The organism is Corynebacterium kefirresidentii, from assembly GCF_016599755.1.
In the GTDB taxonomy this organism is placed as follows: Bacteria; Actinomycetota; Actinomycetes; order Mycobacteriales; family Mycobacteriaceae; genus Corynebacterium; species Corynebacterium kefirresidentii.
On sequence record NZ_CP067012.1, the window covers coordinates 92,885 to 106,419 of the forward strand.

The window sequence follows — 13,535 nt, forward strand, 5'->3', positions numbered from 1 at the left end:
GTGATTAGGCAAGCCTAAGTTTATTAACCTTTCGTAGGATGGTCAAGGGTTTGCCCATAAATTTCTTAACTCCTGACAAAAACACAGTTAACCTGCAATAACGAGTACAATCCGGAACCATGGCTGAGTTGAAATCCACTATTTCCGAACAACTCCGCAAATTCTGGCGTGCCAGCGAGAAGGAATTGACCGATTCCCCGCGTCGCGGTGTCGCCTCCCCTGCCGAAGCCACGGCACTGCGCGAGGAGGTCGCGGCCGAGATTGCGGACCTCATCAAAGCGCAAAAGGTCAAAACCAGCCCCGGCGATACCGCCCTCGACGCCGATGCGGCCGCCACCCTCCCGCTAGGCGCACGCATGAAGCCACGTGGGATCTTCGAAGATGACTGGGGCGCACGTCCTACCGCACAACGCCCCTGGCCGGTCATCCTCATCCACGGCACCTGCGATACCAAGGGCGTATGGCAAATCCTCGGCAATGAGCTGCGCCAAGACGGCTGGGCGGTCTTCGCCCCTGACTACGGCCGCCGCGCCACCCAACCCCTTGCAGAATCCGCCGAGCAACTCGATGCCTATATCCGCACCGTGCGCATGGTCACCGGCGCGAACAAGGTCATCCTCATCGGCCACTCGCAGGGCGGGCTCCTCGCCCGCTATTGGATGCGCATGATTGGCGGCGCCGAGCATGTCCTCCACCTGATGTGCATCAGCGCGCCAAACCACGGAACTACCTACGGCGGTATCGTCAGCCGCCTCATTCGCACCCCGCGCCAAGAGGCGGTAATGCGCTCCGTCATCGATGGCTGGTTTGGGCCGGCGGGAATGGACCAAATTGTCGGCAGCGAAGCGCTACGCGAGGCCAATCGCGATGGCGACTTGGAATCTGGCGTGAGCTATACCTGCATTGCCACACGGTCTGATGCCGTCGTGGTCCCACCCGAAACCTGCTTCCTTGATCCCCGCGGCGTCGCAGAGGGCACCGTGCGAAATATTTATGTCCAAGACTTCGACCGCCGAGCAGTGGTCATGCACGAGGATATGCCCATGGATAAGCGCGTCCATGCCATCGTGCGCACCATCTTGGAATTAGTAGAGACTATCCCCCGCTAGTTAGAGCTCCAGCTCATCAAGGACCGCGTCAAAGGCTGGGCCCACCTGCGTGCGCCACAGCGTATCCACCTTCTGATCACCCCGGCCGGGGCCGCCATTGATGACGGCTACGCGCTTGCCCTGCTTCTTTGCCTCCAGCACAAAGCGATACCCACTCATCACCGCAAGAGAGGACCCAGCCACCAGCAGCGAGCGCGCCTGTCCCAACACGGCAAAGGCGGCATCGCGGCGCTCAGCCGGCACGGGTTCGCCAAAGTAGACGACGTCTGGTTTCAATAATTCCGATCCACAGCTCTCGCATCCGGCCATGCGAAACGCTGCCACGGCGGCCTCATCCAGGGTCACGTCACCATCCGGATTCACTTGGTCCGCCTCCACCACTAGGCGCTCCAAGTACCCCGGATTTGCTGCGGCCAAACGCGCATCGAAATGCGTCCGCGCCTCCCGATATCCGCACATCAGACACACGACGGTTTCCATATCGCCATGCAGCGCCACCAAGTTCGCGGTCCCGGCCTGTTTATGCAGGCCGTCCACATTCTGAGTAACCACGCCATTAATCAGCCCGGCGCGCTCCAGTTCCACCAGCGCATAATGCGTACGATTCGGCGCCGCAGCATCCATGACTCGCCACCCCACAAAACTGCGGGCCCAATACCTATGGCTCGCGGCCGGGTCGTGGCGAAATTCCTGATAGGTCATCGGACGGTGCCTACTCAGCGAGCCACGCGGCCCCCGATAATCTGGCACCCCTGAGTCCGTAGAAACCCCGGCCCCCGTTAGCACCATCACTGGGCCCTCGCGCAGCTGCTTGACGACGTCCCCTAAAGCCCTCCCCGGCTCCGTATGCGGCGCCGATTCCTCTACCACTCGGGCGATCGAGCGCAGCGCGGACTGGTGGGCAAGGGAGACGGCTGGATCCATTCTCCCGATGCTAGCTTTCGGGCAAGTGCTCTACGTATAGCCACTCCGAATCCAGCTCCCCGTGGCGCGAGCACTTGGTATGCCAGCCATCGGGGCGCACCTGGGCCACCATGCGCCGGCCACAAATTTGGCAATAGCGCGGCACATCGAGGCCAGCTGCGGCTGCAGGGTGCAGCGTAAAGACCTCCTCAATCGGCTTGCCGGTATTCGGATGGAAAATCGGCTCTTCCCCGGAAAGGACGGCAGCGGCCAAATCGGAAGTCGGCTCGGATAAACCAGCCACTACAGGGCCTTAATCGGCAGATCGATGCGGTTCAACATGTCCACATCCTTTTCAATCTGCTGGCCCAGGGTGGTCAGGTAGTTGCCGGCAATGATGGCGTTGATGCCGCCGAGCAGGCCGCGCTCCGTGCCGTCGTCGCCAAGCGAAAGCTCGCGGCCACCGGCAAAGCGCAAGGTGGTAGACGGCATAGCCAAGCGGAATGCCGCCACGGCGCGCAGGCCTTCACCCAGCGGAACCAGCGGGCGATCCGCAAAGGGGGTGCCCGGGCGCGGATCCAGGAAGTTCATCGGCACCTCGCAGGGATCAATTTCTGCCAGCTGCGCAGCGAACTCGGCGCGCTGTTCCAAGGACTCGCCCATGCCGATGATGCCGCCGCAGCAGACCTCCATGCCTACCTCGCGCACATAGTCAAGGGTCTGCTTGCGTTCCTCCCAGGTGTGGGTGGTGACCACATTGGGGAAGAAGGAACGGGACGTCTCCAGGTTGTGGTTATAACGCTGCGCGCCCATGTCCTTTAGGCGCTGCGCCTGCTCGCGGGTCAGGGTGCCCAGGGAGCAGGAAATCTCGATATCGACGGCGTCATTAATCGCTGCAATCGCCTCGCCTACCTGGTCCAGCAAGCGATCATCCGGGGACTTCACCGCAGCGACGATGCAGAACTCAGTAGCACCGGTCTTGGCGGTCTTCTGCGCTGCCTCCACCAACTCCGGGATGTTGAGGCGCACGGCGCGCACTGGGGACTCGAAGAGGCCGGACTGAGAACAGAAGTGGCAATCTTCTGGGCAGCCGCCAGTTTTAATGGAGATAATGCCTTCCACCGATACGTCTGGACCACACCACTTCAGGCGGGTCTGGTGGGCGATATCGGCGATTTCCTCCAATTGGGAATCCGGAACCTGTAGTACTTGCAGCAGTTCTTCCTGGTTGAGGCCTTTGCCTTGCTCCAGTGCTTTTTCGCGGGCGATGTCAATAATGCTCATAGTGTGAACCATACTTGAACAGCGTTCAGCTTTGGTTAAAATCACATAAAATTTTTCCCAGCGTTAGGCTCGATAGCATGACGCTTTATGATGACACCCTCTCCCTCCTCCAAGAACTTATCCGCAATGCCTGCGTAAACGACCTCACGCCGGACTCCGGTCACGAGGTACGCAATGCGGATAGTTTAGAAAAATTCTTCGCGGGCGAAGACGTGCAGATTGAGCGCTTCGAGTCCCACCCAGGCCGCGTTTCCATCGTCGTGACCGTCCCCGGCGATCCGGACAAAGAACCGCTCACCCTCATGGGGCATACAGACGTCGTCCCCGTCGACGAACCTAAATGGACCAAGCCTCCCTTCGAGGCGCTCATCGAGGACGGCAAGCTCTACGGCCGCGGTTCCGTAGACATGCTATTTATTACCGCCACCATGGCCGCCGTCACGCGCGAGGTCGCCCGCACCGGCAATACGGGCGGCACCCTTGCCTTCGTCGGCATGGCCGATGAAGAGGCCCGCGGCGGTCTCGGCGTACGCTTTATGTCCGAAAACCACCCCGATGCCTTTTCCTGGAAGAACTGCTTATCTGAAACCGGCGGCAGCCACCTGCCCGGCGCGGTGGGTTTCAACGTGGGTGAAAAGGGCGCCGGCCAGCGCCGCCTGCACGTACATGGCGATGCCGGCCATGGCTCCACCCCTTATGGCAAGGACTTTGCCATCGTAAAGATCGGTGAGGTGGCCCGCCGCATCGCCGCCGCTGAGCCGCCCACGGCTTCCAATGAGATCTGGGAGGGCTTCGTGCGCACCTTCAAATTTGACCCCCAGACCGAGCAGGAGCTTATCGACGGCACCGGTGACTACTCCAAGTTCGGCAACCTCGCCGCCTACGCGCATGCCTTTAGCCATACCACCATCGCCGAGACCGTCCTGCGCGCCGGCGGCGCCATTAACGTGCTGCCTTCACATGCCTACCTGGAAATGGATGTGCGCCCCTTCCCCGGCCAGACCCAAGAGGATCTAGATGACTTCCTGCGCAGCGCGCTTGGAGACATGGCCGATGAGGTAGAAATCGAACACCTCATTACTGAAGATGCCACGCAATCCTCCACCGATACCGAGCTGTGGCGCGCCATTGAGTCCACCTCCAAGGAATTCTTCCCCGATAAGGACGTCGTCCCAGTTCACGCCACCGGCGGCTCGGATCTGCGCTTTGCTCGGCGCAAGGGTGGCAACGCCTATGGCTTTGCCATGCACGCCGAGGGCCGCGATATGGCTAGCGCCAATTCGCAGCTGCACAGCCACGACGAGCACCTCTACTTGGAGGACCTCGAGCTCACTGTGCGCGCTTACCGCAGCCTGGTCAATCGCTTCCTAGGCCTGTCACAGGCTTAACAAGTGTGGCAAGATGTCTGGCATGAGCTTTGCACGTAAGTCCGCGCTGCTATCTGCAGCTACCGCCCTGACCGTAACCCTCGCCGCCCCTGCCGCTGCCCATGCCGACGCCGTTGACAACCTCCTAGCCAAGATGCCTGCCGGCCAGATTTCCTGCTCCCAGGCGAAGCAGTACTGGACCAACTCCGCTGACTACAACCAGAAGAAGTCCCAGGCCCTCGCCGTTGCCACCGTGCACCCACGCGGCAACGAGGTTCGCGACGCCATCGGCCGCATGGACGAGGCTATTGCCCGCTGCGGCCTAAACGGCACTACTGGCCAGGGCAAGCCAGTCAACACTGGCGGCCAGCGCGGCAATGCTCCCGCACCAAAGCCGGCTCCGGCTCCGTCCCCAGCGCCAGCCAAGAACGCCAAGGTCATCGAGCTGGGCACCATCCCTGGCCAGCCGACTGTCGACGTCCCGTTCTTGGGCCAGACCTTCCGCATCCCGGACGCGGCCAAGATTGCCCAGAACGCTATATCCCAGTTCCAGCTGCCGCAGATTCCGCAAATCCAGCAGCTACAGCAACTGTCTTCTTTCTAGCGGTCTAGCTGAAAATAGATCCCGGCATGCGCGCTGCAGCCGGGATTAAATTTATGCCCGCAGTGGGGACACGCAGGCGCGGCGGAATAAGCGTGGTAGTTCATCTCGGTGCGGCAGGCGCCGCAGAGGACTGAGGGGGCGTCGGCAAGCATGGGCCCAAACTCATGGTCAGTGAGTTCGGCGTGGCACAACGCGCAAGCAAAATACTTCCCGCAGCTGGCGCACTTATTGGCCACCACGTCCAGCGGGGAATGCCAATGCCTGCACCGGCCTTCCGCATCAATCGCGCCGTGAATCTTCATGGCCGTCAGCATACGCGCCACCCTGTTGCCACTGCCGCTTCTTTTCTTCAGACTTCTTGGCATTGCGCACTGCCTGAATGCCCACCACGATGGCAATGATGATCGGCACCCACACCTTGCTGTAGTCCATCAAGAATACGAGCCAATCGGGCGGATCGATGTCGATGTTGAAGTCGATATTCGGCACCGGCAGCTCAATCTGCGGCAACTCCGGTACTGGGAGCGCGATATCCGGCAGGTTAATCTCCGGCAGCTCCCAATCCGGCAACAATCGGGACAAGATGCGGCTGATGATCGGGCCAAGCACGATCACGCCAATGGCCCAGCCGGACTTCCCCAGGCCACCTAAAAGCGGATATAGCACCCGCTTGAAGGAGCTTTCCTCCATGGCGTGGCGGCGCTTTTCTCCCAATGAGCCGGCCGGCGGATCGAGGGCAACTGCCTCCTCGCCATTGCGGTAGTAGACGTCTAAAAGCTCGCCAAAGGGAGAGGCTTGGATATCCAGATAAGGTTTGCTGCGCGAGGCGGAGTTCTCAAAAAGGGTGAGGTCTTTTTCTATCTTCTTCTTAAGCGAATACCGGCCCGCACGCGGCCGATCGTGGCGGCTGCGTACCTGACCGTTCACCACAATCTGCAAGCGTGGGCTCGGATTCTTCCGCCAGAGCCGGAGGCGTTCCGGCAGGGTGGCATCGCCTGGAACCGGGGTGAAGTCCTTCGCTTTCTTAGGCCACTGGCCCATCTCCGCGAACTCGGCATCATACCCGCGCTGCACCTCAATGGTGCCCACCTCGGGGTGCTCTAGGCGCCACGTCTCCATTAGCTCTTCCCTGCCTTGGAGCCCACCACGGCACCTAGCTTGCTCGCAGCCCATGCCAGGAAAACAAACACTGGGAGGTAAATCCACGTTCCCTCATTGAAATACAAGGACATGGCGGCAAAATAGGCCAGCCCAGCCACACAGAAGATGGTCCAGGAGGCACGGAAAGTGCCGCCGTCGACAAAAGCAATGATCACCGTCAGCACGGCCATAAGGATGAGCAAGATAAGGCCGGAGACAAGGTGGTAGACAGCGGGCGGAACAACGATGAAAACCGCGACCATGGCGATGGGTGCCCACCATTGCCACCAGGCGCGGCTGGGCTCGTCTTTCGTTTCCGCTTCTTCTTCTAGCTCCTCAAACACGCACCCAACCTATCACAGGACTTAACAAAGCTTATGGGGAGAAATCCTCCCTACGTCCGGCTTAATCCTCCCCGCGGGGATACCGCGATGAGCAGGGCATACTTAGCGTTGAGTACATGAAAAGCACACCACTCATCCTCGCGGCGGGCGTGGTATTTGGCACCATCTATGGCACCAATGCACTCCTGCCAGATATATACGACAACCCCACCTCTGAGGTGCAGGCCGGCCAGGCGCGCATCCCCGGATTATCCTGCACGGAAGAAGATGGCTCCACCACTGCCGAGCCGCGCTGGGACTGTGACGGCACCCAGATCCGCGCTAAAGAAGTCGGCGTACAGGACAAAGACCAAGCCACCCGCCGGTACCTCCGGGCAATGAGGGAAGGTACGGCCATGCCGGAAGGAGACATCGACCGCGACGGGGATAAGCGCACGCTTAGCGATGGCGGCCTCGTAGCCATCAGCATTGAGGGCGATGGCCCCACCACGTTCCTCTCCTTGCACGGACCGCGGGCTGAAGAACTTGCCCAGGAGGTAGAAAAGGCATGAAGAATCTGTACTGGCTATCTATTGCATTCGGCCTGGTAGTTTCCGGCTTTTTCTTTGTTGATCGCCGTTTTACCGAGGTGGGGCTCATCGGTGCGCTCATCTGCGCTGGCCTGACACTCGGTCTGGGATTCTGGTGGTTTAGGCCGCGGCCGATGTGGCAGGGCATCCTATGGGGTGCGCTCGCCCAGCCGGTGGTGGTGAGCCTCAACGATCAGATGGTGGGGATCTCGGACAAGCTGGGGCTCACCCACCTAGACGCGGCCTTCTACTCGCCGCTTCCGGAAGAAACCATCAAGCTCCTCGGCGTCGTTATTATTATTGCGGCTTTTGGAAACGTGAAGCATCCCTACCAAGCCGCCGCGATCGGCATGGCGGTAGGCCTTGGTTTTGATGCCATGGAAAATGTGCCGTTCATCCTCAACGCGGCCATCGATAACTTGGACGGCGACCTCTGGGGCGTCATCATTACCGGTATCGGACGATTCTTCACTGGCGCCTTTAGCCATGCGCTGTATACGGGGGTTGCGGCATGGGGCGTCGGCAAGCTCTATGCGGGGGTACGCCACGGATACTGGCAGGTGGCCGGATTCTGGCTGGCCGCCATCACCCTGCATACCCTATTCAATGCCTCGACCATCATTGCGGGTGATTGGCCGGTGACCATTCTCCTTATCGCCCTCATCACGTGGACACTGGTCATTTGGGGCCTGCGTTTCATACGCAAGCAAGATAGGAGATATGCGGCACAAAGAAGCGAAATTACTCTGCCCACCAAGGATCCAGAATATAGCTGTTGAGCTGCGAAAATACGAAGGAAAAGGCTCGTGTCCGAGGGGTGTTATAAGGTGTGAATCGTACACAAGTTCACACGATAATTTAGGTACGATGCGCCATGGAAGAACCCTACTTTTCCACGACCAACACCACCGACCCCACCACACGCTCAGCCTTTGAAATGCGAAAGGCGGAATACGAGTTCTGGGTGAACCAAGTGCCCGATCTCGATTCTGATTTCGAATTAGTCACCCAATCCCTCTACCGCACCACCGGCGTCAATGAAGGCCGGATTAACCATATCCTCATGGCGCTGCATCGCTTGGAGGAGCTTCCCAAACTCCAGGCGCTGCAGCACCGCCTCTATCACTTAGACCTCGACCGGATTATTGCCATTAATAAGTCCCTCAACCGCTTAGGCAACCCGACCCCTAAGGTGGTGGAGCGGATCGATGAGCAGCTCACCGCCTACCTCACCCCTACCCGGCCGAACCAGACCATGCGTACGCAGGCACAGATCAAGCGCAAGCTCAACGAGCTCATCAACCTCGCCGATGACACATTGGCCGTCACCCAGGGCCCTACCCAGCCGCGCTACACCATGGAAAACTGGGGCGATAACACCTCGGCGGTGACTTTGAGTGCGGACCCGGCGGTTATCGCGAGCGTCGATAAGTGCATCCGGCAGACCGCGCTGGAGCTAGATTGCTCGCTTGCCGACGCCGCCGTTGCACTCCTCACCGGCCGCACCCAAGCCCCCGAAATCATCCTCAACGCCTATAAAGCCACCGACGTACCCAATTCCCCGGCCTTTATTGAATCCGTGGGCTGGCTCGACCCGGCGCGCTCGAATGCGCTGCCCTACACCAAAATCCGGGAGATGGACCCAAACCACGAAGTCAAAGGTTACGTCACCCCGGGGGCCATGGCTGCGTACTTAGAAGGATTTGACGGCACCTGCCGCTATCCCGGCTGCAATCGCCCGGCCACGGCCTGCCAGAAGGATCACCGCATCAATCATGCGGATGGCGGTCCGACTACTCCGGCTAACTTAGCCTGCCTCTGCCAGCACCATCACAATGTGAAGACCGATGGTCGTGCTTTCTACGTCATGGACCCACATACGCGCGACATCATCTGGCTTTTCGAGGATGGAACCTGGACCGCCACGGAGCCCTCCGGGCCACTAGCGCCTAAGAACAAGAATTGGGTGCAGACCTTTGCTCAAACCATGACCGCCCACCGCGCCCGAGCATATGAAGAGGCCCAAGAACTCATGCGCCAGCAGAAAACCACCCCTAGGGAGGAGGAATAATTCCACCAGCTGCCCTACAGTGGCTGGCATGACGCAAAATTTATTCACACTAGATGAGCTCGTAATTACCCAGACCAAGTCCTTCCTCAATGATCAGTTCATGATCACCGATATCGACAACACCCCTGTGGGCACGATCCTGCAATCCACCAGCCTCAAAGACATGGTGTTTAAATCTTCCCGCAGCTTGGAGGTTGCACTCACGGATGCCGAGGGCAACCCTCTACAGACGGTCATGACGATTTCGGATCCGCCGAATTTTCTGCGGGATACCTACGAGGTGCACTTGCCGGGAATCGAACAGCCCATGGCTGTCATTACCAAGCGTTTCTCCATGCTCAAAACAAAGCTGGAGCTGACCATGAAGGGCTTTCCTGACGTCGAAATTCGCGGCGATTTCTGGGACTGGAATCTCTCCATCACCTCCCACGGCCGCCAGCTTGCCAACGTCACCAACGAGTGGACCGGCGTAGGCAACTACTTCATGGGTAAAAATACCTACTGCCTGGCCATCACCCCAGGTCTCAACGAGCAACAACATGCTGCCATCATCGGCGCCGTGATGAGCATGGATATGCTGCGCACTAAGGAAAAGAATAGCGACTAGGAAAATAAAAAGGTGTTGTTGCAAAATTGGGCGGAGAGCCGCGAAGACTCAGTTTCTCATTCCCTGATGGCCGCTGCGTGTGGGCGTTGTTAGGTCGTCTCGAAGACCTGGTTGACGATCACCGCGTCCGGGTTCGGTTGCCTGTTGGCAAACATGGTGCCTTGCCCTTTCCACAATGAGTGCATCGCCTCCATCCCTTTCAACGTCCGATATACAGATGTCCGGTTCTTAAACGCGCCTTTCGGCCCGAGGATCCGCTTCAGCCGACCATGGTCGCCTTCCAGGATGTTGTTGAGGTATTTCACCTGCCGGTGTTCCACTGTTGGCGGGCAGATTCCCTCTGACTTCAACTCGGCGATTACCCTGGCTAGGGAGGATGCTTTATCGGTGTTGATCACTCTGGGATACCCGGCTGACGCATTGGATTTGAGGGTCTTGGCCAGGAAACGCTTCGCTGCGGCCACGTTCCGCTTCGGAGAGAGGTAAAAGTCCAGGGTCTGACCACCGGCGGTGATCGCCCGATAGAGGTAGCACCACCTGCCGCCGACCCGGATATAGGTCTCATCCACCCGCCAAGAACTGGCCTGCCAGTCAGGTACCTGCCGGTACCACCGTGTTTGCTTGTCCAGCTCAGGCGCGTATTTCTGGACCCAGCGGTAGATCGTGGTGTGATCGACCGGCACGCCCCGCTCGGTCATCATTTCCTCCAGAGCGCGGTAGCTCACCCCGTAGCGGCAGTACCACCGCACTGCCCACAGAATGATGCCACGGGAAAAATGACAACCGGAGAAGATACCCATGGCTGTGACTATTTCACGTCGCCCTTCCTACTGCCCCAACTTTGCAACAACACCTTTCAGGGTCATATGGGGGCAGTGGAGAGAAGTGGTGGATCAGTGGACGGCGGTGGATGCCGGAGTAGGCGTGGTGTGTTCCTCCTTCGACTCGGTCGGAGCCAGGCGAGCCGGATCCAGATCAATGCGGCGCAGCAGCTGGGCGTTCAGGGCCACCACGATGGTCGAGGCAGACATCAAGATCGCGCCCACGGCCGGGGACAGCACGAACCCGATCGAGGCGAGCACTCCGGCAGCCAACGGCACGGCGAGGATGTTGTAGCCAGAGGCCCAGATCAGGTTCTGGATCATCTTGCGATAGCTGGCCTGGGACAGCTCAATCATCGACAGCACTGCCCGCGGGTCATCACTGGCTAGGACCACCCCGGCAGATTCCATAGCCACATCCGTGCCGGCACCGATGGCGATACCGACGTCCGCGCGGGTCAGAGCGGGGGCGTCATTGACACCGTCACCGACCATGGCCACGCTCAAACCCCGGTCCTGTAGCTGCGTGACCTTGGTATCTTTGTCCTGGGGCAGGACCTCGGCGAAGACCTCATCAATGCCTAGGTCCTGACCAACCGCCTGGGCCACCTGCTGCGCGTCACCGGTGATCATCGCGACCTTCACCCCGCGGTCCTGCAGGGCTTTCACGGCGGCGCGGGATTCGGGGCGGATCTTGTCCTCGACGGCCACCGCACCGATGATCTGACCGTCGCGGACAATATGGAGCACACCGGCCCCACGCCCGGTCCAGGCGCTGGTGGTGTCGGTGAGCTCGGCCGGGGTGGTGAGGTTGAACTCGCGCAGCATGTTCGGCCCGCCCACGAGGATCTCAGCGCCATCGACAGTGGCCCGAACCCCCCGGCCGGAGGCGGCGCTGAAACCAGTTGCACGGATTTGCCGACGGGAGGCCTCGGGATGGGCGGCCGCGGCCGCCACGATGGCGCGCGCCACGGGGTGCTCGCTGTCGGCCTCCGCGGCGGCGGCCAGGGCCAGCAGCTCGCCCTCGGTGACGCCGACAGCTGCCGCGACACCGGTGACCGCGTGCGCACCCTCGGTCAGGGTGCCGGTTTTGTCGAAGAGCACCACGTCGATGGTGCGCATCCGCTCGAGCGCCATCCGGTCCTTGATGAGCACCCCGGATTTCGCGGCCCGCTCGCTGGAGATCGCAATGACCAGCGGAATCGCCAGGCCCAGGGCATGCGGGCAGGCGATGACCAGCACCGTGACCGTGCGCACCACGGCATCGTCCGGGCTGCCGATGATGGTCCACACCACCGCGGTGATCAGAGCGGAGATCAGCGCGAACCAGAACAACAACGCCGCCGCCCGATCCGCCAGGGCCTGGGCCCGGGAGGAGGACTCCTGGGCGTCGGCAACCATGCGTTGGATCCCGGCCAGGGCGGTGTCCCCGCCGGTAGCCTCCACCCGGATGCGGACGGTGTTGTCGGTGGCCACGGTACCGGCGACCACCTTGTCACCGGTGTCGCGGAAGACGGGACGGGATTCGCCGGTGATCATCGCCTCATCAAATTCGGCGGCTCCGTCGAGGATGGTTCCGTCGGCCGGCACCCGGGCACCGGCCCTCACCAGCACGACGTCGTCGACGACCAGCTCGGAGATGGCCACGGTGCGGGTGGTCCCGTCGATGACTTTCTCGGCCTCATCCGGCAGCAGGGCAGCCAGCGCATCAAGCGCGGAGGACGCGGCCCCGAGAGCGGACATCTCCAGCCAGTGGCCCAGCAGCATGATGGTCACCAGCAGGGCCAGCTCCCACCAGAAGTCCAGCTCAAAACCGCCCAGCCCCAGGGTGGTGACCCAGGAGGCGACAAACGCCACGGTGATGGCCATGGCGATCAGGAGCATCATCCCGGGTTGGCGGGATTTCAGTTCTTTCCATCCGCCCTTGAGGAAAGGCGTTCCGCCGTAGACGAAAATGATCGTGCCCAGCACCGGGGGGATCCAGGTGGATCCGGGGAATGCCGGGAGGTGGTAGCCGAGCAGGTGGGCGACCATGGGGCTGAAAATAACGACGGGAATGGACAGAATCAGCGACCACCAGAAGCGGTCCCGAAACATTGCGGTGCTGTGTCCGGCGTGTTCGCCGTGACCATGAACGTGGTGGTCTTCGTCCAGGGCGGAGTGCGGGTGATCGTGGGGCATCGCCCGGCCGTGGGTGTCGGCATCCACGTGGTGTTCGTGGCCGGCATGATCCGGGTGGTGGGTGTGGTCTGTTTCCGGAGCGAAGTGATCACCATGGTGATCACCGGAATGGTGGGGAGTGCTCATGACGTTCCTTTCGCTCAACCCGGTCGGGGTCGAGATGATGGGTAAAACTGATCAGGATAAGACGATGTAGCCGGCCTCCTCGATGGCCCGGCGAACCATCTCCGGAGGTACGACACCGGTGACCGTGACGGTGGAAACACCACCAGCAGCGAGATCAATCTGGACGTCGTCGACCTGAGGGAGGGTCTGAAGGGCCTGGGTCACGCTTTTCGCGCAGTGCCCGCAGGTCAGGCCGGTGACCTGGAAGCTAGGGGAGGACCCTCCTGCTGACGAGTCGCTGGCGGCAGGGATGGAGGCAGTGTCTGCACGTGAGGCAGGTCCGCAACAGCTGCAACCGTGGGAGGCCATCGGCAAAAGGCGGGGCGGGGAGGTGATCATGGGAAAGCTCCTTCGGTTCGGTGGGGTGCGG

16 protein-coding genes are annotated in these 13,535 nt (G+C 60.7%); 7 read left to right on the forward strand and 9 right to left on the reverse strand.

Features of this window, described 5'->3' with window-relative positions:
- The first annotated feature begins 119 nt into the window (after positions 1-119).
- Complete coding sequence (locus tag I6I12_RS00720) at positions 120-1,109, forward strand: lipase family alpha/beta hydrolase (RefSeq protein ID WP_200288427.1); 990 nt, start codon at positions 120-122, stop codon at positions 1,107-1,109.
- Here the strand turns inward: I6I12_RS00720 and I6I12_RS00725 are convergent, their stop codons facing one another.
- The 3 genes from I6I12_RS00725 to bioB are packed head-to-tail and all read right to left on the reverse strand — an operon-like array spanning position 1,110 to position 3,296.
- Positions 1,110-2,033: a Sir2 family NAD-dependent protein deacetylase gene (locus I6I12_RS00725; RefSeq protein ID WP_200288428.1), complete on the reverse strand. Its 924-nt coding sequence runs from the start codon at positions 2,031-2,033 to the stop codon at positions 1,110-1,112. It abuts the gene before it with no gap.
- Between the two features lie 10 nt (positions 2,034-2,043).
- Complete coding sequence (gene bsaP / locus I6I12_RS00730; protein WP_200288429.1) at positions 2,044-2,316, reverse strand: biotin synthase auxiliary protein BsaP; 273 nt, start codon at positions 2,314-2,316, stop codon at positions 2,044-2,046.
- The gene (gene bioB, locus I6I12_RS00735; RefSeq protein WP_034655643.1) at positions 2,316-3,296 is read right to left on the reverse strand and encodes a biotin synthase BioB; all 981 of its coding nucleotides are present in this window, start codon (positions 3,294-3,296) and stop codon (positions 2,316-2,318) included. The genes bsaP and bioB overlap by 1 nt, the downstream gene beginning before the upstream one ends.
- Before the next feature lie 77 nt (positions 3,297-3,373).
- Between bioB and I6I12_RS00740 the strand changes: the two genes are divergently transcribed.
- Together I6I12_RS00740 and I6I12_RS00745 are read left to right on the forward strand one after the other, a co-directional pair.
- Positions 3,374-4,684: a M20/M25/M40 family metallo-hydrolase gene (locus I6I12_RS00740; protein ID WP_200288430.1), complete on the forward strand. Its 1,311-nt coding sequence runs from the start codon at positions 3,374-3,376 to the stop codon at positions 4,682-4,684.
- Between the two features lie 22 nt (positions 4,685-4,706).
- Positions 4,707-5,267, forward strand: a complete 561-nt coding sequence (locus I6I12_RS00745) for a hypothetical protein (RefSeq protein WP_234288141.1) — start codon at positions 4,707-4,709, stop codon at positions 5,265-5,267.
- Here I6I12_RS00745 and I6I12_RS00750 read toward each other — a convergent pair.
- The 3 genes from I6I12_RS00750 to I6I12_RS00760 are packed head-to-tail and all read right to left on the reverse strand — an operon-like array spanning position 5,264 to position 6,751.
- Entirely contained in the window at positions 5,264-5,569 is a 306-nt protein-coding gene (locus I6I12_RS00750; RefSeq protein ID WP_200288432.1) for a CHY zinc finger protein, read from the reverse strand. The genes I6I12_RS00745 and I6I12_RS00750 overlap by 4 nt on opposite strands.
- Positions 5,547-6,386 (reverse strand): hypothetical protein, encoded by an 840-nt coding sequence (locus tag I6I12_RS00755; RefSeq protein WP_200288433.1) that lies wholly within the window; start codon positions 6,384-6,386, stop codon positions 5,547-5,549. The genes I6I12_RS00750 and I6I12_RS00755 overlap by 23 nt, the downstream gene beginning before the upstream one ends.
- Positions 6,386-6,751: a heme transporter gene (locus tag I6I12_RS00760; protein ID WP_200288434.1), complete on the reverse strand. Its 366-nt coding sequence runs from the start codon at positions 6,749-6,751 to the stop codon at positions 6,386-6,388. The genes I6I12_RS00755 and I6I12_RS00760 overlap by 1 nt, the downstream gene beginning before the upstream one ends.
- A gap of 116 nt (positions 6,752-6,867) precedes the next feature.
- Here I6I12_RS00760 and I6I12_RS00765 point away from each other — a divergent pair, with 116 nt between their 5' ends.
- The 4 genes from I6I12_RS00765 to I6I12_RS00780 all read left to right on the forward strand — a co-directional run bounded on the left by I6I12_RS00765 (position 6,868) and on the right by I6I12_RS00780 (position 9,998).
- Positions 6,868-7,302 carry a hypothetical protein gene (locus I6I12_RS00765; protein WP_200288435.1) on the forward strand — a complete coding sequence of 145 codons (435 nt, stop codon included), beginning with the start codon at positions 6,868-6,870 and terminating at the stop codon, positions 7,300-7,302.
- Positions 7,299-8,099, forward strand: a complete 801-nt coding sequence (locus I6I12_RS00770; RefSeq protein ID WP_200288436.1) for a PrsW family intramembrane metalloprotease — start codon at positions 7,299-7,301, stop codon at positions 8,097-8,099. The genes I6I12_RS00765 and I6I12_RS00770 overlap by 4 nt, the downstream gene beginning before the upstream one ends.
- A gap of 95 nt (positions 8,100-8,194) precedes the next feature.
- Positions 8,195-9,391, forward strand: a complete 1,197-nt coding sequence (locus tag I6I12_RS00775; protein WP_200288437.1) for an HNH endonuclease signature motif containing protein — start codon at positions 8,195-8,197, stop codon at positions 9,389-9,391.
- Positions 9,392-9,419: 28 nt separating this feature from the next.
- Entirely contained in the window at positions 9,420-9,998 is a 579-nt protein-coding gene (locus I6I12_RS00780; protein WP_200288438.1) for an LURP-one-related/scramblase family protein, read from the forward strand.
- A gap of 89 nt (positions 9,999-10,087) precedes the next feature.
- Here the strand turns inward: I6I12_RS00780 and I6I12_RS00785 are convergent, their stop codons facing one another.
- The 3 genes from I6I12_RS00785 to I6I12_RS00795 all read right to left on the reverse strand — a co-directional run bounded on the left by I6I12_RS00785 (position 10,088) and on the right by I6I12_RS00795 (position 13,504).
- The gene (locus I6I12_RS00785) at positions 10,088-10,798 is read right to left on the reverse strand and encodes an IS6 family transposase (protein ID WP_200288439.1); all 711 of its coding nucleotides are present in this window, start codon (positions 10,796-10,798) and stop codon (positions 10,088-10,090) included.
- A 93-nt stretch (positions 10,799-10,891) separates the two neighbouring features.
- Positions 10,892-13,126 carry a copper-translocating P-type ATPase gene (locus I6I12_RS00790; protein ID WP_200288440.1) on the reverse strand — a complete coding sequence of 745 codons (2,235 nt, stop codon included), beginning with the start codon at positions 13,124-13,126 and terminating at the stop codon, positions 10,892-10,894.
- A 51-nt stretch (positions 13,127-13,177) separates the two neighbouring features.
- Positions 13,178-13,504, reverse strand: coding sequence for a heavy-metal-associated domain-containing protein (locus tag I6I12_RS00795; RefSeq protein WP_200288441.1), 327 nt, complete (start codon positions 13,502-13,504; stop codon positions 13,178-13,180).
- Positions 13,505-13,535 lie beyond the last annotated feature (31 nt).

Excerpts from the sequence above, each read along its gene's own strand:
- I6I12_RS00720 (WP_200288427.1), top strand. The coding sequence starts at position 120 with ATGGCTGAGTTGAAATCCACTATTTCCGAACAACTCCGCAAATTCTGG.
- I6I12_RS00725 (WP_200288428.1), bottom strand. The coding sequence starts at position 2,033 with ATGGATCCAGCCGTCTCCCTTGCCCACCAGTCCGCGCTGCGCTCGATC.
- bioB (WP_034655643.1), bottom strand. The coding sequence starts at position 3,296 with ATGAGCATTATTGACATCGCCCGCGAAAAAGCACTGGAGCAAGGCAAA.
- I6I12_RS00740 (WP_200288430.1), top strand. The coding sequence starts at position 3,374 with ATGACGCTTTATGATGACACCCTCTCCCTCCTCCAAGAACTTATCCGC.
- I6I12_RS00745 (WP_234288141.1), top strand. The coding sequence starts at position 4,707 with ATGAGCTTTGCACGTAAGTCCGCGCTGCTATCTGCAGCTACCGCCCTG.
- I6I12_RS00750 (WP_200288432.1), bottom strand. The coding sequence starts at position 5,569 with ATGAAGATTCACGGCGCGATTGATGCGGAAGGCCGGTGCAGGCATTGG.
- I6I12_RS00755 (WP_200288433.1), bottom strand. The coding sequence starts at position 6,386 with ATGGAGACGTGGCGCCTAGAGCACCCCGAGGTGGGCACCATTGAGGTG.
- I6I12_RS00765 (WP_200288435.1), top strand. The coding sequence starts at position 6,868 with ATGAAAAGCACACCACTCATCCTCGCGGCGGGCGTGGTATTTGGCACC.
- I6I12_RS00770 (WP_200288436.1), top strand. The coding sequence starts at position 7,299 with ATGAAGAATCTGTACTGGCTATCTATTGCATTCGGCCTGGTAGTTTCC.
- I6I12_RS00775 (WP_200288437.1), top strand. The coding sequence starts at position 8,195 with ATGGAAGAACCCTACTTTTCCACGACCAACACCACCGACCCCACCACA.
- I6I12_RS00780 (WP_200288438.1), top strand. The coding sequence starts at position 9,420 with ATGACGCAAAATTTATTCACACTAGATGAGCTCGTAATTACCCAGACC.
- I6I12_RS00785 (WP_200288439.1), bottom strand. The coding sequence starts at position 10,798 with ATGGGTATCTTCTCCGGTTGTCATTTTTCCCGTGGCATCATTCTGTGG.
- I6I12_RS00790 (WP_200288440.1), bottom strand. The coding sequence starts at position 13,126 with ATGAGCACTCCCCACCATTCCGGTGATCACCATGGTGATCACTTCGCT.
- I6I12_RS00795 (WP_200288441.1), bottom strand. The coding sequence starts at position 13,504 with ATGATCACCTCCCCGCCCCGCCTTTTGCCGATGGCCTCCCACGGTTGC.